We start from the raw sequence: 23496 nt of genomic DNA, 5'->3' as shown, positions 1-23496 counted from the left end.
AATAGGATCGGATGGAAGACATCAATAATATGAATCTTGATCTGGCAGCTGTCGTTAGAAACGAATTCGAGGTTTCCGGTGAACCCATGAACAGATACAGCCCTCTGGCACTGGCTTTCATGGGGGACAGCGTGTATGAGATCATTATAAGAAGCATCGTTGTTCAGGAAGCAAACAGGCCTGCGGGGCAGCTAAACAAGATTAAGGTAAAATATGTAAATGCCGCATCCCAGGCAAAAATAATAGAATACATAGAGCCTTTGCTTACAGATGAAGAGAGCGATGTGTATAAGAGAGGCCGAAATGCAAAGTCAGCCACCAGCGCCAAGAACCAGAGCGTAAATGACTACAGGAAGGCTACCGGTTTAGAGGCACTGTGCGGATACCTTTATCTTAAGGGCGAAATGGACAGGCTGATATCCCTTTTGAAAAAGGGAATAGAGGTCATAGAACGATAAGTGGTTTGCAAGATGGCAAGATACCACTGCATGTTTTTTCAGGAGATTTAAATGAGAGAAGAAAAACGTAAGAACGGTTTTAAGAAGGATAACCACAATAAGGATAATTTCAAAAAGGGCGGCAGCAAAAGAGAGAGTTCAAACAGAGATGACTTTTTTGCAGATGAAGCTGTAGGCAGCCTTACCATTGAAGGCAGAAATGCAGTTATAGAAGCAATCCGCAGCGGTAAATCCATTGATAAGATTCTTGTACTTGATGGATGCCAGGACGGACCTGTGGCTACCATCAGAAAGGAAGCAAAAAAAGCAGGGATAATGCTTAAGTTTGTTTCAAGAGACAGACTTGATCAGATATCTGAGACAGGTGCTCATCAGGGTGTTATTGCCTATGCGGCAGCTTATGACTATTCCGATATGGAGGATATCTTTAACCTTGCGGAGGAGAGAGGCGAGCCTCCCTTTGTGCTGATTCTTGATAACATTGAGGATCCCCATAATCTTGGGGCCATCGTAAGAACAGCCAATATTGCAGGAGCTCATGGGGTTATCATTCCCAAGAACAGAGCAGTGGGACTTACCGCCACAGTTGCCAAGACCAGTGCCGGTGCTCTTAATTACACACCTGTTGTAAAGGTTACAAATATCGCCAGAACAATTGATGAGCTTAAGGACCGAGGCATGTGGTTTGTATGTGCTGATATGGATGGAAGCCTTATGTATGATCTTGATCTTAAGGGCTCCATCGGCCTTGTAATAGGTAATGAGGGCTCGGGAGTCAGCAAGCTTGTCAGAGAAAAATGCGATATGGTTGCATCAATTCCCATGAAGGGACAGATAAATTCCCTTAATGCATCAGTGGCAGCAGGCGTTCTTGCTTATGAGATTGTGAGACAGCGAGGATTTAGTAAGTAATCATCAGACAAAACTGCTAACACTATCTATGACATGTTACTGTAACTAAGCTTCACTTTAAGAGGAGTGCAGATGACAAAAATATCAATGGATGAATCCGACGAAGAGCTTATAACAAGGCTCAGGGACGGAGAGTCCGATGTTACAGATTACATAATGAATAAGTACAAGGATATGGTCAGATCCAAGGCTGCTTCTATGTATATTCTGGGGGCCGACAAGGACGATCTTATCCAGGAGGGTATGATTGGCCTTTTCAAGGCGGTCAGGGACTATGATGCCGGAAGAGATGCAAGCTTTCGTACCTTTGCCGACCTTTGCGTATCAAGGCAGATGTACACTGCCATTCAGGCGTCCAACAGGAAAAAGCATGCGCCCCTTAACAGTTATATTTCCCTCTATTCCAAGAAGGGAGATTCCGATGAGGACAAGGAGTTTTCTCTGGACCAGATTCTTGAGGATATGAAGGACACGGATCCCGAGTCCATGATGATAGATAAGGAAAACACCAGAGACATCGAAGAGTTCATTGAGAATGGACTTAGCGAGTTCGAGCAGTCAGTGTTAGAACTACATATGACGGGTATGAGCTACGTAGAGATTGCCAGGGTTTTGGGAAAAGACGAAAAGTCTACAGATAATGCTCTTTTCAGATTAAAAAATAAGATACGCAAATATATAAATAAAAATTCGGATAAATGATAATGAGCCTGATTTCTGTCAGAGAAACAGCGGTTTATAAATTTCTTCTTGCGAAGGCAATCATATTATGCTACAATTAACAAGCTGTTGTGATATGACAGCAATTGTAACTATAGTATAATATTTAAAAAAATATTAAGAATCATTGATATAAAAGAGGTGAGAATATGAGACAGGAAATTCAGCCCGAGTACTATCAGGCAACTGTTACTTGCAACTGCGGTAACACATTCACAGTAGGATCTACTAAGAAGGAGATTCACGTAGAAATTTGTTCTAAGTGCCATCCTTTCTATACAGGTACACAGAAGGCAACAGCTGCTCGCGGACGTATTGATAAGTTCAACCGCAAGTATGGCATGACTTCTAACAACTAATTTTACTTGTGATTACGAAGAGGCCAAAGCAGATGCTTTGGTCTCTTTTTTCTAAGAAAAAGGAGCTATTATGGCGAAGCAGAAGATAAATCATTATTCCGGAATAGGCGGACAGGCAGTTCTTGAAGGCGTTATGATGCGCAACAAGGACGTATATGCTGTTGCTGTTCGCAAGGAGAATGGTGAGATCGCAGTTGAGACAGATCATTATAAGGGAGCAGGCGAAGCTATGGGACTTACACATATCCCATTTCTTAGAGGTGTATTCGTATTCTGGGATTCACTGGTACTGGGAATGAAGGCTCTCAATTACTCTGCTTCTTTATTTGGAGAAGAGGATATTGCTTCAAGCAAGGATCCTATAGCAGAAGAGGGTAAAGAGAAGGCTATAATGGGCTTCACCACAGTGATAGCTTTTGTTTTTGCAATTGCACTTTTCATGATACTTCCATATTATCTGAGTTCACTTATGGAGTCTTATATCAGAAACAGTTCAGTGACAGCGCTTCTTGAAGGCGTTCTCAGAATAGCTATTTTTGTGATCTATATTCTCTTGATTTCGCTTATGAAGGATATCAGAAGATTATTCCGTTATCACGGCGCTGAGCACAAGTGCATCAACTGCCTTGAAGCAGGTAAGCCCCTTACACTTGAGAATGTAAGAGAGAGCTCCAGGCTTCACAAGAGATGCGGCAGCAGCTTTATTCTGTTTGTAATGGTGATAAGTATTATATTGTTCTTCTTTATAAGAACACCTTCCGTGCCTTTAAGGATTGTCATCAGAATAGCGCTTATACCCGTTATCGCAGGTATCGCTTATGAGCTCATCAGAATCGCAGGCAGGAGCAACAATATCATCATTCGCATTTTATCTGCGCCAGGAATGCTTATGCAGATGCTCACTACAAAAGAGCCCGATGATGAGATGATCGAGGTTGGAATGAAGTCTGTTGAGGCTGTATTTGACTGGAAGGAATTCCTTGAGGATTCCTTTGGATATAAGTTCGAGGATGAAGAGAAAATCGCAGAATAACTATTTATCGCGAACAAAAACTATACTACGAATTAAAAGCTTAACTAGAAAATTTAGAGGATTTACAGAAGATGGATTACGCATCACTTTATAAAAAAGGAGAGGAAAAACTGAATAATGCCGGTATTGCGGATGCCTCCCTGGATGCGAGACTTCTTCTTGAGAGCGTTTGCGGGACAGACCACAATACCCTTTTATCCCACGGAGATATTGAGGTCAGTGCCGAGAATGAGAGCGCTTATCTTGAACTTTTAGCTAAGCGTGAAAAGAGGATACCTGTTGCCTACATTCTTGGGAATGCTGAGTTTATGGGCATTGAATTTGATGTGACAGGAGATGTTCTTATTCCCAATCAGGATACGGAGACTCTTGCAGAGGAGGCCCTCAGATATCTTCACGATGGGATGAATATACTTGATCTTTGCACAGGGTCTGGCTGCATTGCGCTGAGCCTTCTTAGATACAGCAATGATACCAAGGCTACAGGCACGGATATGTCCGACAAGGCCTTGGAAGTCGCTGCTCACAATGCTCAAAAGCTTGGTTTTGAGGATAGATTCAGTGCGGTAAAGGCGGATATTTTCCCTGAAGCTTCAGATGTTAAATACGATATCATCGTATCCAATCCGCCCTATATTCCTACGGCAGTGATTGAGACCTTAGAGCCTGAGGTTAAGACCTATGAGCCTTACATGGCTCTTGATGGAAGTGAGGATGGTCTTATCTTTTACAGAAGGATTGTGCCGGGGGCTAAGGAATATCTGTATAAGAGCGGATATCTGTTTCTTGAGATCGGATATGATCAGGGCGAAGCGGTAAAGAGCCTTATGGAAGAAAACGGATACAAGGATGTTCAGGTTATAAAGGATCTTGGCGGCAACGACAGAGTAGTCAGTGGTTGCTTCTATTAGCGGTGCTTAATTCATTTTTGTAACTGTGTTATTTAGTACCGATTTATAGGAGGCAATTATGTTTGATAGATTAGAAGCAATGGTTCGCAGATATGAGGATATCACCATGGAACTGGGTGAACCCGGTGTTGCTGCAGACCAGAACAGATTTAAAGCGCTCATGAAGGAACAGAGCGATATTTTACCGATTCTTGAGGAGTACCGCAGATATAAGAACTGCAAGCAGACCATAGCTGACAGTGAAGAGCTCCTTTCATCCGAATCAGATGAAGATATGAAGGAGATGCTTAGGGAAGAACTTTCCGCAGCTAAGGATGAGCTTCCCGGAATTGAGGAGAAGCTTAAGATTTTAATGCTCCCCAAGGACCCTAATGATGATAAAAACGTTATCGTCGAGATCCGTGCCGGTGCAGGCGGAGATGAAGCCGCTCTTTTTGCGGCTGATATGTACAGAGTCTATACCCGCTATGCAGATCGCATGGGCTGGAGAATCGAGACTATGAGTGTGGAGGATACCGGAATCGGCGGAATGAAGTCTGTTAACTTCATGCTGTCAGGTACAGGTGCATACTCAAGACTTAAATTCGAGAGTGGAGTTCACAGAGTTCAGAGAATACCTGCCACAGAGTCAGGCGGAAGAATTCATACCTCCACAATTACCGTGGCTATTATGCCTGAGGTAGAGGATGTAGAAGTCGACATCGATATGAATGACTGTAAGTTCGATGTTTTCAGAGCTTCCGGAAATGGCGGACAGTGCGTAAATACTACGGATTCAGCTGTAAGACTTACGCATCTTCCTACAGGAATCGTTATTTCCTGTCAGGATGAGAAGAGCCAGATTAAAAATAAGGCAAAGGCTCTTAAGGTTCTCAGAGCAAAGCTCTTTGACCTTGAGAGACAGAAGCAGCATGATTCAGAGGCCGCTCTTAGAAAGAGCCAGGTCGGAACCGGTGACCGCTCAGAGAAAATCAGAACCTATAACTTCCATCAGGGCAGGGTTACAGACCACAGAATAGGTTTAACCTTGTACAAGATAGATGCTATAATGGAAGGAGACTTGGACGAGCTTATAGATGCACTTACTACAGCCAGTCAGGCTGAGAAGCTTGCGGGTCTTGCACAGTAAACCGGTTTTGAAAATATAGGAGCTGACTGTATGAACGAGCAGATGAAGCAGGAACTCATTGAATGGGGCGTTGACTGGAAAGAAGTCAGTGAACGTTTCATGGGTAAGGATGAACTGATTGAGAAGTTTATGCTGAAATTTCTTAATGATGCCAGTTTTGCCCAGCTTCAAAAGGGCTTAGAGGAGAAGGATGTTAATGAAGCATTCGAAGGCTGCCATTCACTGAAGGGTGTTGGCGGTAATCTTGGGCTTCAGGGCTTTCTGCCGGACGTACTTACTCTTACAGAGATTCTTAGAGCAGAGTCATTGGATGGCTCAGAGGAACTTTTTGAAAGAATTAAAAAATCCTATGATGAACTCATAGGAATTTTAAAAAAGTATGCTTAAAGCTCTTCAAATTCTATATTTGAAGAATCAAGGAAAGCTGTGACGTAATTGTCCCAGAGCTTTTCGTAGGACTTATCCATGGAGAAGCCTGACAGGGCAGCTCCCGTAGTGATGGTTATAGCACCATCCATGAATTTAATGATCATAACAAGAGATGAGACGAGTGATCGTACTTCTGAGTATTCTTCAGAAGACAGGAGCTCGTCTTTTTTGTCGCTATTAAGACACAGCAGGAATTTAAAGGACAAGGGAGTGCGCTTTCCCTTTATGAGATCAAAGCATCTCTGCCTTACTTCAGACCATGGAGTAAGGGTTCCGGTGGGAGCACCTTCCTCATCTTCGCCGTAAAACTCTTTGTTGATGTGCCCGTCAATTGTGTATGTGTTTGCTACAGCTATCTCTGCGCTGTCTAACAGAAATGCATCAAATACCTCTGATGCCAACAGCTTTGCCATGAAATTTTTAGTGCTTTTTATTTTGATTGCAATCATTGTTAATCCTTGTCTCGATAGAATATACTCTATATTTTATCATTGTGGTAAAATAGTGTCAGTAATAAAGTGAGGAAAAACGAATGCATATAGCGGTTTTTGACGACAACATAGCAGACAGAAAACATTTGGAACGGCTACTTGGCAGACAGTCTGACAGATATCAGAAGGAAGGCAAGGAGCATTTTTATATTGACTCTTATGGAAATATTGAGGCGCTTCTTAGATTTCCTCAGATGTATGACATTATTTTTATCGATAAGACTACGCTGGAGACAGAGGATACACATTTCAGGAACGGCCTGGATGTTGCAAGGATTCTTTTTGAAGCAGGCGGAATAAAAAATATCGTTATGTGTTCGTCAAAATATGACTACGAGGTCATGGCAAAGGAAGAGGGCATGTATGATAAGATGCTCTACCTGAAAAAGGATATCAGACCAAGTGACCTGGAAGCGGTGCTTTCCGAGTGCGAAGTCAGAATCGGCAATCCTGTTCCCAAGCTTGAGCTTCGCGGCGAGACTGATACCATATATGCAGAGGAGATGGACATCATCTACGCCAAGGCCAACGGCCCCTTTAAGGTGGATGTTTTTCTTACAGAAGGACGCAGCATCTCGCTGATATCGGATATTTATAACCTCTATGAGCAGTGTGAGATTTTCAGATATATTTGTCCTGTTTCTCAGACTTCAATGATCAACGTCAAGCACGTGGTCAAAGAAAGCTTTACCGGCGTTGTTATGGATAACGGCGCCAAGGTAAATGTGTCGCCTCTTTACAAGGTGAATATTAAAACTGTAAAAAAGCGCATTGAAGAAGACGAGAAGCGCTGATTGGAAGATAGATATGATAGGTGGTAAAAAAGTAGTCGCATTATGCGCAACCAGAATAAGTGATTCAACGGTCCACAGTTTTGTGAAGCTGCTGAGCAGACAGCTCCAGTCACATAACATTGGACTTTTGATTTTTACGCTTAATTCGGATCTATATTGGGAAGAAGATGTATACCATGCCGAGGCATCTGTATTCAAGATTATTCCCTATGATCTGATCGATTGTCTGCTATACATGGATGAGCGTGTAAAGTGTCGCAGAATCGGCGAGAGCATAATCGCCAAGGCAAAAGAACGCAACATTCCTGTTCTTGTTTTGGATGGTCAGTATGAAGATACCATAAGTGTAAGCTTTGATTACCCTGCAGGCTTTGAGAAAATAGTAAGACATGTAATGGAGACCCATGGGGTTCGAAGACCGCATATGATGGCGGGGCATAGGAACAATAAGTTTTCTGATGACAGAATTGCTGTTTTTCGAAAGGTTATCGAGGAATATGGTATAAGGTACAGTGATTCAATGGTGAGTTATGGCGATTTCTGGGCAGTACCCACAAGAGTTGCCACAAGAAAGCTCATAAAATGCAGCGACGAGCTGCCTGATGCCATCATCTGTGCCAATGATATTATGGCCATAAATGTCTGTGATGTTCTGATGGACGCCGGAATATCAGTGCCGGAGCAGGTCATTGTTACAGGTTTTGATGGAGTTGAAGAGACCAATTATTCTGTGCCCAGAATTTCCACCGTTAATTGCAGTAACGCTGTTTTTGCAAAAACTGTAGCAAATTACGTTATTGAGCATATAGATAAAGAGCCTGAATACAGAACCTGGAATATCGCCGTTATCCCTGAGCTTGAACTGAAGGAATCCTGCGGTTGTATTCATGTAAAAAATCAGGACCTGTCAAATGTTGCATCATTAAATGACAGATTCTACAGATACTTCGATGATGTCAGGGTTTTATATGGTATCACAGCCAGGATGCAGCTTTGCAAGCATGTAAATGAGCTGTCGGGCATGCTTCATAAATATGTTTTAAATGATACCTTTGATATGCATGATTTCAGCGTGGTTTTGTATAAGTACTGTCTGGACAGAAGTCATAATATCTTCGATGAAGAGGGGCTAGTGCCTGATTATGATAAGAGGGTAGTGATCTGTGATCATACCAGCAAGGAGGCATATACCAGAGATTTGGAAGAGGGTGAGCTTTTGCCGGGACTAGAGAAGCTGGTAGCTACAGGGCAGCCGCTTATTTTTAATGCTCTTGATACATTGGATAAGCCCCTGGGTTATGTATGCTATTGTTTTGACAGTTTTAATATAATCGACTACTCCAAAACAGCGCTTATAACCAATTCCATCACAACCGGTGTCTGCAATTTCATAAATATGCATTATCAGCGCTACCTTTCGGAAAAAGTGGACGAAATGTATAAGTATGACTCTCTTACGGGGCTGTATAACCGAACCGGTTTCATGCTGGCATTTGAAGGGTCAAAGGGAGATGCATTCCGTCAAAAGGGTTCCATGACTGTCATAATGGCAGATCTTGATGACCTTAAAATAATAAATGACAATTATGGCCACGAAGCAGGCGATAAGGCTATTTCTGCTGTGGCATCAGCACTTAAGAAGGCTAGCCCTGAAGATGCACTTTGTATGAGATTTGGCGGAGATGAGATGCTGATAATTATTCCCGGCAAGTATGATGCTACGTTAATTGTTAATGAAACAAACAGAACCCTTGATGAGATAAATAAAAAATCCGGTGATCAATATCCCTTATCTGTCAGCTGCGGTTTTTGCGAGGTAACTCTCAGCGATAATCTTGATTATGATGAAATTGTTTATCAGGCTGATGAGAGGATGTATATTGAAAAAAGAAAGAAAAAAGAAGAGAAGCTTAGATAATAGAGACCTCCTGCCAATTATGTTTCTTGGCGGGAGGCTTAATTTAATCGGTTCTATCTAAATACTATTTCCATTCCGGACATGTAGATAAATGCACATAGCCCGATTTGAATAAGTAGAATAAGAGGCAGGAAAACCAAAAAGTACCAGTGCTTTGTCTTGTGACGGAATATGAACATACCGGCTATGCTTCCGATACTCCCGCCAATGACAGACAAAATAAAGAAGACAGACTCCGGAGTTCTGAAGCCGTGCTTCTTGGATTTTCTTTTATCATTTCCCATGGTTAGAAATGCGACGATATTTAAAAATAACAGATAAGATATGATAAGTTCTAATGAGTTCATGGGTCTAATTGTAGCTGATAAAATGGCTTATTACAACTGCGCTGGGCGAATAAAAAAATAATTTAAAATTTTTTTTATTTTTCTGCAACCTTTTGCAAACTGCCTCGCACTATATAAATGTAAATAAAAACTTCAATGTGAAGAAAAGGAGATAAACTTATGAAAACAAACAAAAAAATCGCACTTTTACTTGCTATAGCTATTATGATTTCGGCTATATCTGTGGCACTTCCTATGGAAGCAAAGGCATTTGACGGCTGGATGAACCATATTCAGCAGGTATCTCTGGATGCAGATCTTTCGTCCTTATTAGCTGATGCTCATAACTGGACATACGGAACAGGACCAAGGACAAGCAAATATGGCAATGAGACAGAAGAATACTGGTTTCAGATATTTAAGGTAAGTTTTCCATATAGAAGTACACTGACCATAACCAAGCAATCTCAGGATAAGGCGCATTTTATTGGGACTGGTGAAGCGGCTTTTGCGATGAACTTTGGTGTATATGATGCAAATGGCAATTCATGCATAGATGATCATGGTCAGTATATGTTTTCTACTTTTCATGATTTTACGACAGAAAGCAAAGGCAGCTATACCTCATATGAATATAATGCAGCTAATGGCCTTTATACATTTAAGGAATATGTGGATGTTAATCCAGGAACATATTATATTGCAGTAAAACAGGATACTTTTTATGCGCAGACAGCTGCAGATCTTGAAGAATATATACCCAAGACTCATTTTACCTGCACAATCCACGCTGAGTCCCTGGATGATGCGCTCACAAAGAAAGTACTTGCATCAAAGCCTTATATACAGTCAGCAAAGACTTCAAAAAAATCAGTAAAATTAAAGCTTAGAAAGAACAGCTATGTGAGCGGGGCAAAATTCGAAATCCAATATCGAGTAAAGGGTGCCGGAAAATGGGATAAAGTTACTGCGAAAAAAGCATCCTCATTAAAGGTAAAGAAGCTTGCTAAAAACATAAAGTATCAGTTCCGTGTAAGACAGACAGCTAAAATAAACGGGAAGACCGTAAATGGCAAATGGTCCAATGTAAAAACGGTCAAAGTAAAATAATAGTTTTTGTAAATTCGCAGGAGAGACAATTGAAAACACCGACTGAATTAACGGAAATTATATCTGATTTTATCGAAAAGAGAGACAGTGTGCTTTTTGAAAAAATCTATGAGAAGACATATGGATATTTGTTTACCTGTGCCATTCATATTCTTAAGGACGAAGATGATGCCCAGGATGTTGTCCAGGATGCTTTTATAGAGATTTATAAGGGACTTCCCTCAATTAAGGAGCCGGAGAGCTTTCTTAGTTGGGCAGCTACAATAGTTAACAGAAAATGCTTTGCGGCTCTAAAAAAGAAGAGAGATGTTCTGGTAGATGAAACCACAGATGATGAAGGCAATATCACGGACTTTTTTGAGAACATTAAGGATGATGATGCTTTTATTCCTGAGAATCTTTTGGATGACGAGGAAAGTGTGCGTCTTATCAGGGAAATAATAGACGATCTGAATGATGCCCAGAGACTTTGCGTGGTTTCGTTTTATTTTAATGAGATGAAGCAGGAGGATATTGCAGCTGAATTCGGTATGCCTCTTAATACGGTAAAATCGCATCTTAGCAGAGCTAAAGCGAATATTAAGAAAGCGGTAATGGATATGGATAAGAAGGGAACAAGACTATACGCTCTTGCTCCGTTCATGCTGCTGCTTTTTACAAGAGATGCAAAGGCCTGCCAGGTTGCTCCGATGTCAGAAGCGCTTAAGAATTTATGCAGAAATGCAGGTGGTAAGAGCTTTGATAACAGCGCAGATGGCGTAACAGATGCCATTAAACAAGGTGGAGCAGTAGCAGGAAAAAAAGCGATAGGTAAGCTGCCGCTTATAATTGGCACAGCAGCAGTGGGAGTCTCCGGAGTTATAGGAGCGTCGATTATATTTGGAAACAGTTCTGCAAAGGATGTTTCAAGCGGGCAGGAGACTGTTCTAGAGGAAAACATAGACAATGGCTCCGATTTGGCTATGGATAGTGATAAGGAAGAATCAAATGATGGAGCAGAATTACAAACAAATGAAGCTGGGGATGATATAGCTGGTGAAGCTACTGCAAATAAAGAATTATCAGAAGACAGTAGTGAAGAAACAGGGCAGGGAAATGCTGAAAATTCTTATACACTTAAGGAAATCGTGGATCTTTCCGGGTACGAGTCATACGGCATTGCAAATGGTGGAGTGATCCCTGTCAGGAAGGACGGAATGTGGGGAGCAATAAATTACGAGGGTGATCAGCTTGTTCCCTGTCAGTTTGGGGGCCTGTATGCAGCGCCGAATCTTGTCGGCACAGTCATATTTAATAATTTAATTTATGACGAGAACGGTTATGTAACTAACTATAATGGTACGCCTGTATTTGACATATTTGATTCTCAGGGCAATTCATTGTATTCCGGAGAATGTGAAAGTGCAGTTGCTTCAGGATCATTGTACGGGATTGTAGAACCAATAAACGTAAGTGATGACGATTATTATTATACTACCAATGTGAAGTATTTTGATTACAGTGGTAATGAGGTTTTGTCTACAATCAGAACTAATGAGACCTGCAGCTTTATTTATGGTGCAGCCCCGGATGGGAAGATAACTGTATTTCAAAACGAGGCCAATGATGATTATATGTATGATAGGGTAGGATACCTTGATTCAGAAGGAAATGTCAGCTGGATTGGAAATATCTACGAGGGACCAAGTATTGTTGATAGTGGAGAATATGATACCGGTGATTCGCAGGGAGAATGGAAAGCAATTGTACATAGCGGATCTTCGCCAAGATTTTCAGGTTGTCCTCTGACATCTATAGTCGATGGATATTTTGTAGTAATGTATCCGCCATCAACAGATGACATGTGTGTTTATGATACCGGTCTTAGCAAGATTACTGATTTTGAGGTTGAAGGATATGGTGGACGCGGCGCAGAGGGAACTTGGTTTCGTGAATATTACTATGATGGAAATAATCTGATCAATTATGGCCAGAAAGCGGTAGTGATGCTGGGCGGAAAAGATTACCTGGTTGATTTTACAAATCCTGGATGCTATGACCCTTCTTCTGCAGTATGCACATACGATTGCATCCAATTATCTGCAGAAAAATATTGGCTGATCGGTGATGGCGATAAATGGGGATATATAGACCATGATGGAAAAATGGTAAATGAATATGACGATGCAACCGAGTTTTCCAATGGACAGGCCCTGATCATAACTGACGGCGAAGCAAAACTTATTGATGAAGACTTTAATGAAATACAGAATTTGGGCCAGGCAGATGGAGTAACCTGCCTTGGAGAAATGTTCAGGATAGTCAGTGGTGATAAGGCAAAGTTCTACGCGCCGGATAATGCTTAATTTTGTTTACGCATGCTGTTTTTCATGCTAGAATATGTAGTATGTAAAACTATGTACAAATACTGTATTTAAGCGCATTTAGAAAATTACAAGAGGAATGGATTAGGCATGAGTTATAAGTTAGTAGTAGACAGCTGTACAGATTTACCTGAGGAATTAAAAAAGGATCCCAGAATCGAGGTAATACCTCTGATCCTTCATGTTGGTGATTATACAGTCCTCGATGATGAGAATTTTGATCAGCTCGATTATATAAGAAGAGTTGCAGAGAGTGAGACCTGTGCAAAATCTGCATGTCCATCACCTGACAGATATATGAAGGCTTATGAGTGCGATGCTGATGATGTTTATGTTGTTACACTTTCATCCAAGCTTAGCGGCAGCTACAACAGTGCAATTCTTGGCAGAAGCATCTATCTCGAGGATGTGGGCGAAAAGAATATTCACGTATTTGATTCTCTTTCAGCCTGCTGCGGCCAGACAAATGTAATGCTTAAGATAATGGAATATGCCGATGCAGGACTTCCTTTTGAAGAGGTAGTTGAGAAGGTTGAGGAATACAGAGATCACATGGACACATATTTCGTTCTTGATTCTCTTGATACACTCCGTAAAAACGGACGCCTTACAGGAATGAAGGCAATCGTGGCAACAACTCTGAACATAAAGCCTGTTTGCTACGCTGTAGAAGGAACAATTGCTCAGTGGGGACAGGGAATAGGAATGCGAAAGGCTCTTATCAAAATGGCCGAGCTTGCAGCTCAGAGAATTGTTGATCCTGAGAATAAGACGCTGATGATCACTCACATCAACTGCTATGAGAGAGCAGAGGTAGTAAAGGATTTAATCCTTTCCAAGGTTAATTTCAAAAGAGCTATCATTGTGGATGGTGCAGGCGTTGCAACAACCTATGCCGGAGATGGCGGTATTGTTGTAACCTGCTAATTATATTAAAGACAAAAATTTACCCGCGGCTTTTTGCCGCGGGTTTTTGATGTTTTGGATGCTTTATGGAAAAGCAGTTATATGAAAATTATTTCTTGCCTTCAACTTCCTGCATCTTCATAGCACGAACCTTGCAGGAGAGACCAAAGAGATTGATAAAGCCCTCTGCGTCGTGGTGGTCATAGAGATCACCTGTCTTGAAGGATGCGATTGACTCGTTATAAAGTGAGTAGGGTGATGTTGTACCTTCTTTGATGATGTTACCCTTATAAAGAGCAAACTTTACCTCACCTGTAACATACTTCTGAGTGGACTCTATGAATGCCTGCTCTGCTTCGCGAAGAGGTGTGAACCATTTTCCTTCGTATACCAGATCGGCAAACTTGTTGCCCATATCCTTTTTCATTGTGTAGGTGTCACGATCCAGAATGAGCTCCTCAAGCTGCTGATGTGCTTCATAGAGGATTGTTCCGCCGGGAGTTTCATAAACGCCACGTGACTTCATACCAACTACACGGTTCTCTACAATATCTACGATTCCGATACCGTTCTCGCCGCCAAGCTTGTTAAGTGTGCGGATGATATCAGAAACCTTCATCTCTTTTCCGTTAACTGACTTGGGAACGCCGCCCTCAAAGGTCATGGTTACATGAGTAGGTGTATCAGGTGCATCCTCAGGTGTTACGCCAAGAACCAGAAGGTGCTTGTAGTTAGGAGCCTGTCCGGGATCCTCAAGCTCAAGACCCTCGTGTGAGATGTGCCAGAGGTTACGATCACGGCTGTAACTGCTGTCAGCTGAGAAGGGAAGATTGATTCCGTGCTGCTTGCAGTACTCAATCTCAGATTCACGGGAATCCATTGTCCACTTATCATTTCTCCATGCTGCAATAATCTTGATGTCGGGTGCAAGTGCCTTGATTCCAAGCTCGAAACGGATCTGATCGTTACCTTTACCTGTTGCACCGTGGCAGATTGCTACAGCGCCTTCCTTGCGGGCAATCTCAACCAGCTTTTTAGCAATGAGAGGACGGGCCATAGATGTTCCAAGCAGATACTTGTTCTCATATACGGCATGAGCCTGAACACAGGGAACAACGTACTCGTCACAGAACTCATCGATAACATCAAGAATATAAAGCTTGCTGGCACCGCAGCTTATCGCTCTTTCATTAAGACCGTCAAGCTCTTCCTCCTGACCGCAGTCGATACAAACACAAATTACTTCATAATCATAATTCTCTTTCAGCCACGGAATGATCGCTGTGGTATCAAGTCCGCCGGAATATGCAAGTATTACTTTTTCTTTAGCCATTTTTCCTTTTCTCCTCTCAAATTCAAAATCAATGAACAAAAACAATATACAACATAAAAATCGATAATGCAATAATTTTATGCATAAAAATAAACAAAAATGCATTTTATATGCATAAATATAAAATTTGCTTGCATAAATACGGAATATTGATTATACTACTGCATAAAGTTTATAATATTTTTTACGTAAAGCTATAAAGGAAGCTGAGGAAACTATTATGATTAAAGTAGGAATTATCGGAGCTACCGGATATGCCGGAGCAGAGATTGCAAGAATTCTGTATAACCACCCAATGGCTGAGGTTGTATGGTATGGATCAAGAAGCTATATAGATGAAAGATTCAGTTCTATATATGGAAACTTTTTTGAAATAGTAGACAGCACATGCCTGGATGACAACATGGAGGAGCTTGCTGACAAGGTAGATGTAATTTTTACGGCTACTCCCCAGGGTCTTTGCGCAGGACTTGTTAATGAAGAGATACTTAAAAAGGTAAAGATCATTGACCTGTCCGCAGATTTCAGACTTAAGGATGTTGCCGTATATGAAAAATGGTACGGCATCGAGCACAAAGGTGTTCCTTATATAAAGGAAGCTGTTTACGGATTGTGTGAGATTAACAGAGAATCCATTAAGAATGCAAGGATCGTTGCCAATCCCGGCTGCTATACCACCTGTTCCATTCTTACAGCATATCCGCTGGTTAAGGAAAAGCTTATCGATCCCAATACTTTGATCGTTGATGCCTTAAGCGGAGTTTCGGGAGCTGGAAGAGGTGCAAAAACAGCTAACCTCTACTGCGAAGTAAATGAAAGTGCAAAGCCCTACGGCGTAGCAAATCACAGACATACTCCTGAGATTGAGGAACAGCTTGGCTATGCTGCAGGTGAAGAGATAGTCATAAACTTCACACCTCACCTTGCGCCCATGAACAGAGGAATCCTTGCAACTGAATATGCATCTCTTATAAAGAAGGCAGATGGAAGCCTTCCTACAGAAGAGGAAATCAGAAGCGCTTACGAGAAATATTATAAGGATGAATTCTTTATAAGAGTGCTTCCCAAGGGAGTATATCCCGAGACAAGATGGGTAGAGACCAGTAACTACGTTGATATCGGCTTTAAGATCGATGAGCGCACAGGCAGAATCATAATGATGGGCGCTATCGACAATCTGGTGAAGGGAGCGGCAGGACAGGCAGTTCAGAATATGAACATACTGTTTGGTCTTGATGAAAAGATGGGCCTGGATATGGTACCTGCTTTTCCGTAATGAAGAGCTCTGCTTCATAAGAGGTTTTCTGTTTTAGAGGAGTGTTATGAAATGGTTCGTACAATGACAATCGAAGACTACGAGCAGGTCTTCGAGCTTTGGAATTCAATAGAAGGTTTTGGAATCCGCACAATAGATGATTCCTTCAAGGGAATAAGTAAATTCCTTAAGAGAAATCCCGATACCTGTGTTGTTGATGTGGAGGAGGGACAGATAGTCGGAGCAATCCTCTGCGGCCATGACGGCAGAAGAGCCTGCTTCTATCATGTGTGCGTAAGAGAGGATTACAGACGTCATCATATAGGGAAAAAGATGGTGGAGTTTTGCATCGAAAAGCTCAAGGAAGAGGACATCTGCAAGGTGGCGCTAAACGCCTTTGTAATCAATAAGGTAGGAAATGCTTTCTGGCAGAGAATGGGCTGGACACTAAGAGATGACATGAACTACTATGATTTCACACTTAATGAAAACAATTTAACGGAATTCATACATAAGTAATCATATTTTCACGAAATCCGCAGCCAGTGCAGATTTCTGAAATATCATTGGTAATGGAGGCAATCATGAAAGTTATAGAAGGCGGAGTTACAGCAGCTAAGGGTTTTAAGGCAGCAAGCACAGAAGCGAATATAAAGTACAGCGGCCGTGAGGATATGCTGCTTATTTACAGCGAATCACCCTGTACGGCAGCAGGCGTTTTCACAAGTAATGTTGTTAAGGCAGCACCTGTTGTCTGGGATAAAAAGATATGTGACGATATTCATCCGGTTCACGCCATCGTGGCTAATTCCGGAATAGCAAATGCCTGCACCGGAGAAGAGGGGAAAAAGATCTGTGAGGATACAGCAAACTGTGCAGCTGATCTTTTGGATATCCCTAAGGACTCCGTGCTTGTGGCATCAACCGGTGTCATCGGAATGCAGATGAATATTGAAAAGCTTGAAAAGGGCATCGAGCAGATGGTTCCAAAACTCTCTGATTCATTAGAAGCAGGAACCGGCGCTGCAAAGGCCATAATGACTACAGATACACATAATAAGCAGATGGCTGTAGAGTTTGAGGTTGGCGGAAAGACCTGTACCATAGGCGCTCTTGCCAAGGGTTCCGGAATGATCCATCCCAATATGTGCACCATGCTTTCCTTTATAACTACCGATGTCGCAATATCACATGAGCTTTTAAAGGAAGCCCTGAAAAAAGTTGTAGTTGATACCTTCAATATGATCTCTGTGGACGGAGATATGTCCACCAACGATTCACTTATGGTACTTGCCAACGGCGAAGCAGGTAATGAGGAGATAATCGAAAAAGGCGCAGCCTACGACAGTTTCGAACAGGCTCTTTACAAAATCTGCTATGAGATGGCAAGGATGCTTGCAGGTGACGGCGAAGGTGCCACCGCACTTTTCACTGCACATGTAAAGAATGCGGATACCAAGGAAAATGCAAGAACCCTGGCTAAATCAGTTATCTGCTCATCACTTACTAAGGCCATGATCTATGGTCATGATGCGAACTTTGGAAGAATCTTATGTGCACTTGGCTATTCAGGTGTCACCTTTGATCCGGAAAAAATAGAGCTCAGCATTGAGAGCAGCAAGGGAAGCGTTCTTCTGTTCAAGGACGGAAAGCCTCTTGATTTTGACGAAGAATATGCAACCGGAATTCTTTCGGAGAAAGAGGTTATCGCACAGGTAGACATGAACATGGGAAGCGAAGAAGCAACCGCATGGGGCTGCGATCTTACCTATGATTATGTAAAGATTAACGCTGATTACAGAAGCTGATATTGCAATTTGTTTGAACATAGAACTGAGCAAGGTGTTTTGACTTAGCTAAGCTTGCTGAAATGAAAAGAGCAGAGCGAGGAGGATAAAAAGTGGACAAGGATATGCAGGAAGTAATGAAAAAAGCGGAGGTGCTGATTGAGGCCCTTCCTTATATTCAGAAATTCAACAGGAAGATCATCGTTGTAAAGTACGGCGGAAGTGCAATGGAAAATGAAGAGTTCCAGAAGAACGTCATCAAGGACGTGACACTTCTTAAGCTGGTAGGTTTTAAGCCCATCATCGTTCACGGCGGCGGCAAGGCCATAAGCAAGTGGGTAGGCAAGGTCGGCAAAGAGGCTCAGTTCATAAACGGACTTCGCGTAACTGATGATGAGACCATGGAAATCGCAGAGATGGTCCTTAACAGAGTTAATAAGTGCCTCGTAAGAATGGTCCAGGAGATAGGCGTAAAGGCTATTGGAATAAGCGGTAAAGATACCGGACTTTTAAAGGCAAAGAAAAAGCTCATTGATGGCAAGGATATCGGATATGTGGGCGAGATCACAGAGGTTGATCCCAAGATTCTCTTTGACCTTTTGGATAACGACTACCTGCCTATCGTGGCACCTGTCGGAATGAATGAGGATTTTGAAACCTTCAATATAAATGCAGATGATGCGGCATGCGCTATCGCAAAGGCCGTTCATGCTGACAAGCTTGCATTCCTCACTGATATCGAGGGTGTTTATAAGGATATCAATGATCCTTCAACCTTCATATCAAGACTTACAACCTCTGAAGCAGATGCTCTTATTTCAAGCGGCAACATCGGCGGAGGAATGCTTCCTAAGCTTGCAAACTGCACTGATGCAGTAAAGCAGGGAGTTCATACAGTACATATCCTTGATGGAAGAATACCCCATTGCTTACTTCTTGAGATATTTACTAACAAGGGTGTCGGAACAATGTTTATGCCTGACGGAGAGGAGACCATAGCATGAGTGAAAAAATGAAGCAGTACATTGAAAACGCAGAGCAGGATCTTCTTCATACATATAATCGTTATCAGATAGTACTTGATAAGGGCGAAGGAGTGCATCTGTATGATATAGACGGAAAAAGCTATCTGGATTTTGTATCGGGAATAGGTGTATTCGCGCTGGGCTATGGCAACAAAGAATACAACGATGCCCTTAAAAATCAGATAGACAAGGTTATACATACTTCAAATTATTACTACAATATTCCTGCAATTGAGGCAGCAAGAAAGCTCAAGAAGGTGTCCGGAATGGACCGCGTATTTTTCACAAACAGCGGAGCTGAAGCAGTTGAGGGAGCACTTAAGGCGGCCAGGAAATATGCCTTCTTAAGAGATGGAAATACTGATCATGAAATAATAGCTATGAATCATTCATTCCACGGACGTACCTTCGGTGCGCTTTCTGTTACAGGAAATCCGCATTACCGTGAGGCCTTCGAGCCTATGATCGGTAACATCAAATTTGCGGACTACAACAATATAGACAGTGTGAAGGCAGGTATTACGGACAAGACCTGTGCTATCATTATGGAAACCGTCCAGGGCGAGGGCGGAATTCATCCGGGCACAGAGGACTTCCTTAAGGAAGTAAGGGCTATCTGCGATGAGAAGGATATCCTTCTGATTCTTGATGAGATACAGTGCGGCATGGGAAGAACCGGATATATGTATGCATGGCAGAAATTCGGAGTTAAGCCCGATATCATGACTACCGCCAAGGCGTTGGGCTGCGGCGTACCTGTCGGAGCCTTTCTCATGACAGAGAAGGTTGGGCAGAATTCACTGGCCTCCGGAGATCATGGAACCACTTACGGTGGCAATCCTCTGGCCTGCGCTGCAATAGACAAAGTCCTTGATTTATTCGAGGTGAACAATATAATAGATAACGTGAGAGAGGTTTCGGTATACCTCGAAAAGCGTCTCGATGAATTAAAGGGACGTCACTCAGATATCATAGACAGACGCGGAAGCGGACTATTGCAGGGACTGGAATTTGATCATCCTGTGGGTGAGATTATCACCAAAGCTCTTGAAAACGGGCTTATTCTAATAAATGCAGGAACCAATATCATTAGATTCATACCGCCGCTTGTCATTACTACCAAGGATGTTGATGACATGATGGAGATTCTTGAGCCCTGTCTATAAAAACAGAGGTAGATATGAAGATAAGATACAGGCTGCTTGGAGCAGTTCTAATTTTAGCGCTGCTGCTGGCGGCTTTTTATTATGCGAAATCAGGTCAGAAGCTAACTGAGGAGAGACCGATTTTCGGAGCGAATAACAAGATCACCATAAGGCTTTGGTACACAGATGAGGCATTGACGGATTATCTTACGAGCAGAGCTGTAGAGTTCAATAATTCCAGCAGAAAATCAAGAGTAGAGCTGGAATGTGTATCAGGACTTGAGTATCTTGAAGCAATTGGAAAAGCATCCATTGAGGAAGAAAACTATCCGGATGTTTTCATAATGACTCACGATTCTCTGGAGAAGGCTTATCTTGCCGGCCTTGCATCAGAGGTTGAAAATCCTGAGTTTTTGACAGATGAGCAGAACGGCTACAGCGATGCTGCTCTTAATGCAGTCAGCTATAAGGGGAACTACATAGCTTATCCCTACTACTTTGAGACCAGCTCCCTTTTGTATAATAAGACTTATCTTGAAAATGAAGTAAAGAGCAGACTTCAGGCAGCTGTTGATGCAGCAGAGGGTGAGGCAGCCCAGGCAGAGATCGATGCGGCAGAAGGCGATATCGAAGAGGGCGATGCTGAGGCAGCAGAGAACGAAGTCATAGAGCTTGACGAAGCTCAGGTACAGGCTGAGCTTGAGAATATTCTTCCTAAGACAATCGAGGATATTCTTGCTTTCGCTAATGAATACACTGCACCTGATACGGTAGAATCCGTCTTCCAGTGGGATGTTACAGATATTTTCTACAACTTTTTCTTTGTGGGTAATTATCTGAATCTTGGCGGCACAGCAGGTGATGATGCCAGCCAGATCGATGTTTACAATGAAAACACTATCAACTGTATGAGCTTCTATCAGCAGCTTAATCAGTTCTTTGCTATTGATGAGGACGCAGTTTCCTATGATAAGGTTTTGCAGGATTTCATAGACGGCAAGACTGTATTTACCGTGGCAACATCTGATGCGGTTGCAAAAATCGAGGCAGCAAAGGAAGAGGGTAAATGCTCATTTGAATATGGCGTTACACCCATGCCCGCTTTGAACGAGCAGTATGCTACAAGAACCATGTCCGTAACAGACTGTCTTGTAATAAATAGCTTCTCGGAGCATATTTCAGAGGCTAATACCTTTGCCAAGTTCCTCTGCAGTGAGGATACAGAGGATATGTATACCATGAGCGGTAAGCTGGCAGCCAATTCCCGTGTTAATTACAGTAACGGATCTTTGGCTTCCTATGTATCTGTTTACGGCAATTCGGTTCCCATGCCAAAGCTCATGGAGACAAGTAATTTCTGGGTGCTTCTTGAGATCGCATTTGCAAATATCTGGGATGGTTCAGATGTTAACGAAACACTTCGTGAACTTTCCGAAAATGTTAAGCTGCAGATAACCGGAGAAGAGGTTCATGAGGAAGTGCTTCCGGATGCGACAGTTATTATAACTGACGGCCAGGAAGAGGAATGACATAATTAACAAAAACTTCTGTAAAAACGGACATTTATTTGTAATTGTTACAAAAATATTACATATATCTTGCAAGAGCATTTTGTTTCGGCTATTATGATAATTAGCGTGGTGGGGACCTCCGGATTTATGGAGGAAACATGCAAAATTATATTAAGAAAATCAGTACACTGATTATTTTATCCGCTCTTCTTTTAATCAGCGGATGCAGTAAGAAAAGCACGGAAATCATATTAGCGCAGCCGAATCAGGTCAGCGAGGATTCAAATGAAAAAGTAGTAACCCAGGGAGAGAAACAGGAGACTGAGAAGGCAGACCTTTCGTCCGCTCCTGAAAGTGTGGAGGAAGAAAAGCCTGAAGAGATGCAGAGCATTATGGTGCATGTCTGCGGTGCTGTACTATGTCAGGGAGTCTATGAGCTTCCGGCAGGCAGCAGAGTAGTTGATGCCGTTATGGCAGCAGGCGGGTTTACAGGTGATGCCGACAGCTCTTATGTCAATCAGGCTCAGATCCTTGAAGACGGCGTTAAGCTAAGGATTCCGACAATCGAAGAGAGCAGTTCTCTTAGTCAGAATGGGTCAGCAGAAGCGGGAGATAGCGCTGATACAGCAGGTATAAGCGGCAAAAGCGAATCAGCTGATGCAGCTACAAATTCTGAAGGTGGTAAGGTGAACATAAATACCGCATCAGAGACCGAGCTTTGCACGATCCCGGGTATCGGACCGGGAAGAGCTAAAAATATCCTGGCTTACCGAGAGGAAAAAGGAAAGTTTGGAACTATCGAAGATATCATGAAGGTATCAGGTATCAAAGATAAGTTTTTTGCTAAAATAAAAGATTATATTACAGTCTAGTTTATGGAGTGAAGAAAAGATGGCTAAAAGGGTTCTTGTCGTTGATGATGAGAGAACAATTGTAAAGGGAATCAAGTACAGCCTTGAGCAGGACGGAATGAAGGTTGACAGTGCTTATGACGGTGAAGAGGCACTTGAGCTTGCTAAGAATAATGCTTATGATATGGTACTTCTTGATGTAATGCTTCCTAAGATGGATGGATTTGAGGTATGTCAGCAGATTCGTGAGTTTTCTTCAGTTCCGATCGTAATGATAACAGCCAAGGGCGATGATATGGATAAGATTCTCGGCCTTGAGTACGGCGCAGATGATTATATTACAAAACCCTTCAACATTCTTGAGGTTAAGGCCAGAATCAAAGCCATCATGAGAAGAACAACCAAGACTGACACACAGGCCAGCGTTCTTACATTTGGCGAGCTCGTAATAAATGAGGAATACAGAAGAGTATATGTTGGTGATAAGGAAATCAATCTTACCAGCAGAGAATTTGATGTCCTCGAATTCCTTGTATCAACTCCGGGCAAGGTTTACAACAGAAGTGAGCTTTTACACGCTATTTGGGGAGAGGATTTCCCCGGCGATGAGAGAACAGTTGATGTTCATGTAAGAAGACTTAGAGAGAAGCTTGAGAAGAGCCCCAGTGAACCCAGATATGTTCGTACCAAGTGGGGTTCCGGATACTTTTTTCAGGCATAATCAGGATAA

At 42.3% G+C, this 23496-nt stretch carries 24 protein-coding genes; 21 read left to right on the top strand and 3 right to left on the bottom strand.

Translation table 11 applies throughout. The annotated features are described in order from the left end of the window. The first annotated feature begins 11 nt into the window (after nt 1-11). The 8 genes from G608_RS0105905 (at nt 12) to G608_RS0105870 (ending at nt 5909) form a co-directional block, all read left to right on the top strand. The gene (locus G608_RS0105905; RefSeq protein ID WP_051208909.1) at nt 12-458 is read left to right on the top strand and encodes a Mini-ribonuclease 3; all 447 of its coding nucleotides are present in this window, start codon (nt 12-14) and stop codon (nt 456-458) included. Nucleotides 459-509: 51 nt separating this feature from the next. Continuing rightward, nucleotides 510-1370 (top strand): 23S rRNA (guanosine(2251)-2'-O)-methyltransferase RlmB, encoded by an 861-nt coding sequence (rlmB, locus tag G608_RS0105900; protein ID WP_081667102.1) that lies wholly within the window; start codon nt 510-512, stop codon nt 1368-1370. 72 nt (nt 1371-1442) lie between these two features. After that, entirely contained in the window at nt 1443-2072 is a 630-nt protein-coding gene (gene sigH, locus G608_RS0105895) for an RNA polymerase sporulation sigma factor SigH (RefSeq protein ID WP_026495258.1), read from the top strand. A 167-nt stretch (nt 2073-2239) separates the two neighbouring features. After that, on the top strand, nt 2240-2449 hold the full coding sequence (gene rpmE, locus G608_RS0105890; protein ID WP_026495257.1) for a 50S ribosomal protein L31: 210 nt from the start codon (nt 2240-2242) through the stop codon (nt 2447-2449). Nucleotides 2450-2519: 70 nt separating this feature from the next. Next, entirely contained in the window at nt 2520-3482 is a 963-nt protein-coding gene (locus G608_RS0105885; protein WP_026495256.1) for a DUF1385 domain-containing protein, read from the top strand. Between the two features lie 71 nt (nt 3483-3553). Continuing rightward, nucleotides 3554-4393, top strand: a complete 840-nt coding sequence (gene prmC, locus G608_RS0105880) for a peptide chain release factor N(5)-glutamine methyltransferase (RefSeq protein ID WP_026495255.1) — start codon at nt 3554-3556, stop codon at nt 4391-4393. A 58-nt stretch (nt 4394-4451) separates the two neighbouring features. Continuing rightward, complete coding sequence (gene prfA / locus G608_RS0105875; RefSeq protein ID WP_026495254.1) at nt 4452-5522, top strand: peptide chain release factor 1; 1071 nt, start codon at nt 4452-4454, stop codon at nt 5520-5522. Between the two features lie 30 nt (nt 5523-5552). Next, on the top strand, nt 5553-5909 hold the full coding sequence (locus G608_RS0105870) for an Hpt domain-containing protein (RefSeq protein ID WP_051208908.1): 357 nt from the start codon (nt 5553-5555) through the stop codon (nt 5907-5909). Here G608_RS0105870 and G608_RS0105865 read toward each other — a convergent pair. Beyond that, nucleotides 5906-6400, bottom strand: coding sequence for a DUF5721 family protein (locus tag G608_RS0105865; protein WP_026495252.1), 495 nt, complete (start codon nt 6398-6400; stop codon nt 5906-5908). The genes G608_RS0105870 and G608_RS0105865 overlap by 4 nt on opposite strands. A gap of 83 nt (nt 6401-6483) precedes the next feature. Between G608_RS0105865 and G608_RS0105860 the strand changes: the two genes are divergently transcribed. Together G608_RS0105860 and G608_RS0105855 are read left to right on the top strand one after the other, a co-directional pair. Next, the gene (locus tag G608_RS0105860; RefSeq protein WP_026495251.1) at nt 6484-7236 is read left to right on the top strand and encodes a response regulator; all 753 of its coding nucleotides are present in this window, start codon (nt 6484-6486) and stop codon (nt 7234-7236) included. After that, nucleotides 7214-9154, top strand: coding sequence for a GGDEF domain-containing protein (locus G608_RS0105855; protein ID WP_196810145.1), 1941 nt, complete (start codon nt 7214-7216; stop codon nt 9152-9154). The genes G608_RS0105860 and G608_RS0105855 overlap by 23 nt, the downstream gene beginning before the upstream one ends. 53 nt (nt 9155-9207) lie before the next feature. Here G608_RS0105855 and G608_RS22815 read toward each other — a convergent pair whose 3' ends face one another. Further along, entirely contained in the window at nt 9208-9501 is a 294-nt protein-coding gene (locus tag G608_RS22815) for a DUF1294 domain-containing protein (RefSeq protein ID WP_081667104.1), read from the bottom strand. A 159-nt stretch (nt 9502-9660) separates the two neighbouring features. On the opposite strand from G608_RS22815, the gene G608_RS0105850 reads away from it, so the two are divergent. From G608_RS0105850 to G608_RS0105840, 3 genes are all read left to right on the top strand, one after another. Next, nucleotides 9661-10590, top strand: a complete 930-nt coding sequence (locus G608_RS0105850) for a fibronectin type III domain-containing protein (RefSeq protein WP_026495249.1) — start codon at nt 9661-9663, stop codon at nt 10588-10590. Nucleotides 10591-10619: 29 nt separating this feature from the next. After that, complete coding sequence (locus tag G608_RS0105845) at nt 10620-12935, top strand: sigma-70 family RNA polymerase sigma factor (protein ID WP_026495248.1); 2316 nt, start codon at nt 10620-10622, stop codon at nt 12933-12935. Nucleotides 12936-13043: 108 nt separating this feature from the next. Then, the gene (locus tag G608_RS0105840; RefSeq protein ID WP_026495247.1) at nt 13044-13880 is read left to right on the top strand and encodes a DegV family protein; all 837 of its coding nucleotides are present in this window, start codon (nt 13044-13046) and stop codon (nt 13878-13880) included. An 88-nt stretch (nt 13881-13968) separates the two neighbouring features. On the opposite strand, the gene G608_RS0105835 is transcribed toward G608_RS0105840, so the two are convergent. After that, complete coding sequence (locus tag G608_RS0105835) at nt 13969-15192, bottom strand: argininosuccinate synthase (RefSeq protein ID WP_026495246.1); 1224 nt, start codon at nt 15190-15192, stop codon at nt 13969-13971. 220 nt (nt 15193-15412) lie between these two features. Here G608_RS0105835 and argC point away from each other — a divergent pair, with 220 nt between their 5' ends. The 8 genes from argC (at nt 15413) to G608_RS0105795 (ending at nt 23487) form a co-directional block, all read left to right on the top strand. Next, nucleotides 15413-16468, top strand: a complete 1056-nt coding sequence (gene argC / locus G608_RS0105830; RefSeq protein ID WP_026495245.1) for an N-acetyl-gamma-glutamyl-phosphate reductase — start codon at nt 15413-15415, stop codon at nt 16466-16468. A 51-nt stretch (nt 16469-16519) separates the two neighbouring features. Further along, entirely contained in the window at nt 16520-16966 is a 447-nt protein-coding gene (locus G608_RS0105825) for a GNAT family N-acetyltransferase (protein WP_026495244.1), read from the top strand. A gap of 65 nt (nt 16967-17031) precedes the next feature. Further along, entirely contained in the window at nt 17032-18255 is a 1224-nt protein-coding gene (gene argJ, locus G608_RS0105820) for a bifunctional ornithine acetyltransferase/N-acetylglutamate synthase (RefSeq protein ID WP_155833226.1), read from the top strand. A gap of 104 nt (nt 18256-18359) precedes the next feature. Then, nucleotides 18360-19238, top strand: a complete 879-nt coding sequence (gene argB, locus G608_RS0105815; RefSeq protein ID WP_035794888.1) for an acetylglutamate kinase — start codon at nt 18360-18362, stop codon at nt 19236-19238. Continuing rightward, nucleotides 19235-20425, top strand: coding sequence for an aspartate aminotransferase family protein (locus G608_RS0105810; RefSeq protein WP_026495241.1), 1191 nt, complete (start codon nt 19235-19237; stop codon nt 20423-20425). The genes argB and G608_RS0105810 overlap by 4 nt, the downstream gene beginning before the upstream one ends. A 14-nt stretch (nt 20426-20439) precedes the next feature. Beyond that, nucleotides 20440-21933 (top strand): sugar ABC transporter substrate-binding protein, encoded by a 1494-nt coding sequence (locus G608_RS20095; RefSeq protein ID WP_051208906.1) that lies wholly within the window; start codon nt 20440-20442, stop codon nt 21931-21933. 140 nt (nt 21934-22073) lie between these two features. Beyond that, nucleotides 22074-22787, top strand: a complete 714-nt coding sequence (locus G608_RS0105800) for a helix-hairpin-helix domain-containing protein (protein WP_051208904.1) — start codon at nt 22074-22076, stop codon at nt 22785-22787. A 19-nt stretch (nt 22788-22806) separates the two neighbouring features. Next, entirely contained in the window at nt 22807-23487 is a 681-nt protein-coding gene (locus G608_RS0105795) for a response regulator transcription factor (protein WP_026495239.1), read from the top strand. The last annotated feature ends 9 nt before the right edge of the window (nt 23488-23496 follow it).

The sequence above is a fragment of the Butyrivibrio sp. WCD3002 genome (assembly GCF_000424265.1).
In the GTDB taxonomy this organism is placed as follows: Bacteria; Bacillota; Clostridia; order Lachnospirales; family Lachnospiraceae; genus Butyrivibrio.
Note: the sequence above shows the minus strand (reverse complement) of the source record. Positions and strands in the feature narration are given on the sequence as shown.

Coding starts and splice junctions, on each gene's coding strand:
- G608_RS0105905 (WP_051208909.1), top strand. CDS start 12: ATGGAAGACATCAATAATATGAATCTTGATCTGGCAGCTGTCGTTAGA.
- rlmB (WP_081667102.1), top strand. CDS start 510: ATGAGAGAAGAAAAACGTAAGAACGGTTTTAAGAAGGATAACCACAAT.
- sigH (WP_026495258.1), top strand. CDS start 1,443: ATGACAAAAATATCAATGGATGAATCCGACGAAGAGCTTATAACAAGG.
- rpmE (WP_026495257.1), top strand. CDS start 2,240: ATGAGACAGGAAATTCAGCCCGAGTACTATCAGGCAACTGTTACTTGC.
- G608_RS0105885 (WP_026495256.1), top strand. CDS start 2,520: ATGGCGAAGCAGAAGATAAATCATTATTCCGGAATAGGCGGACAGGCA.
- prmC (WP_026495255.1), top strand. CDS start 3,554: ATGGATTACGCATCACTTTATAAAAAAGGAGAGGAAAAACTGAATAAT.
- prfA (WP_026495254.1), top strand. CDS start 4,452: ATGTTTGATAGATTAGAAGCAATGGTTCGCAGATATGAGGATATCACC.
- G608_RS0105870 (WP_051208908.1), top strand. CDS start 5,553: ATGAACGAGCAGATGAAGCAGGAACTCATTGAATGGGGCGTTGACTGG.
- G608_RS0105865 (WP_026495252.1), bottom strand. CDS start 6,400: ATGATTGCAATCAAAATAAAAAGCACTAAAAATTTCATGGCAAAGCTG.
- G608_RS0105860 (WP_026495251.1), top strand. CDS start 6,484: ATGCATATAGCGGTTTTTGACGACAACATAGCAGACAGAAAACATTTG.
- G608_RS22815 (WP_081667104.1), bottom strand. CDS start 9,501: ATGAACTCATTAGAACTTATCATATCTTATCTGTTATTTTTAAATATC.
- G608_RS0105850 (WP_026495249.1), top strand. CDS start 9,661: ATGAAAACAAACAAAAAAATCGCACTTTTACTTGCTATAGCTATTATG.
- G608_RS0105840 (WP_026495247.1), top strand. CDS start 13,044: ATGAGTTATAAGTTAGTAGTAGACAGCTGTACAGATTTACCTGAGGAA.
- G608_RS0105835 (WP_026495246.1), bottom strand. CDS start 15,192: ATGGCTAAAGAAAAAGTAATACTTGCATATTCCGGCGGACTTGATACC.
- argC (WP_026495245.1), top strand. CDS start 15,413: ATGATTAAAGTAGGAATTATCGGAGCTACCGGATATGCCGGAGCAGAG.
- G608_RS0105825 (WP_026495244.1), top strand. CDS start 16,520: ATGGTTCGTACAATGACAATCGAAGACTACGAGCAGGTCTTCGAGCTT.
- argJ (WP_155833226.1), top strand. CDS start 17,032: ATGAAAGTTATAGAAGGCGGAGTTACAGCAGCTAAGGGTTTTAAGGCA.
- argB (WP_035794888.1), top strand. CDS start 18,360: ATGCAGGAAGTAATGAAAAAAGCGGAGGTGCTGATTGAGGCCCTTCCT.
- G608_RS0105810 (WP_026495241.1), top strand. CDS start 19,235: ATGAGTGAAAAAATGAAGCAGTACATTGAAAACGCAGAGCAGGATCTT.
- G608_RS20095 (WP_051208906.1), top strand. CDS start 20,440: ATGAAGATAAGATACAGGCTGCTTGGAGCAGTTCTAATTTTAGCGCTG.
- G608_RS0105800 (WP_051208904.1), top strand. CDS start 22,074: ATGCAAAATTATATTAAGAAAATCAGTACACTGATTATTTTATCCGCT.
- G608_RS0105795 (WP_026495239.1), top strand. CDS start 22,807: ATGGCTAAAAGGGTTCTTGTCGTTGATGATGAGAGAACAATTGTAAAG.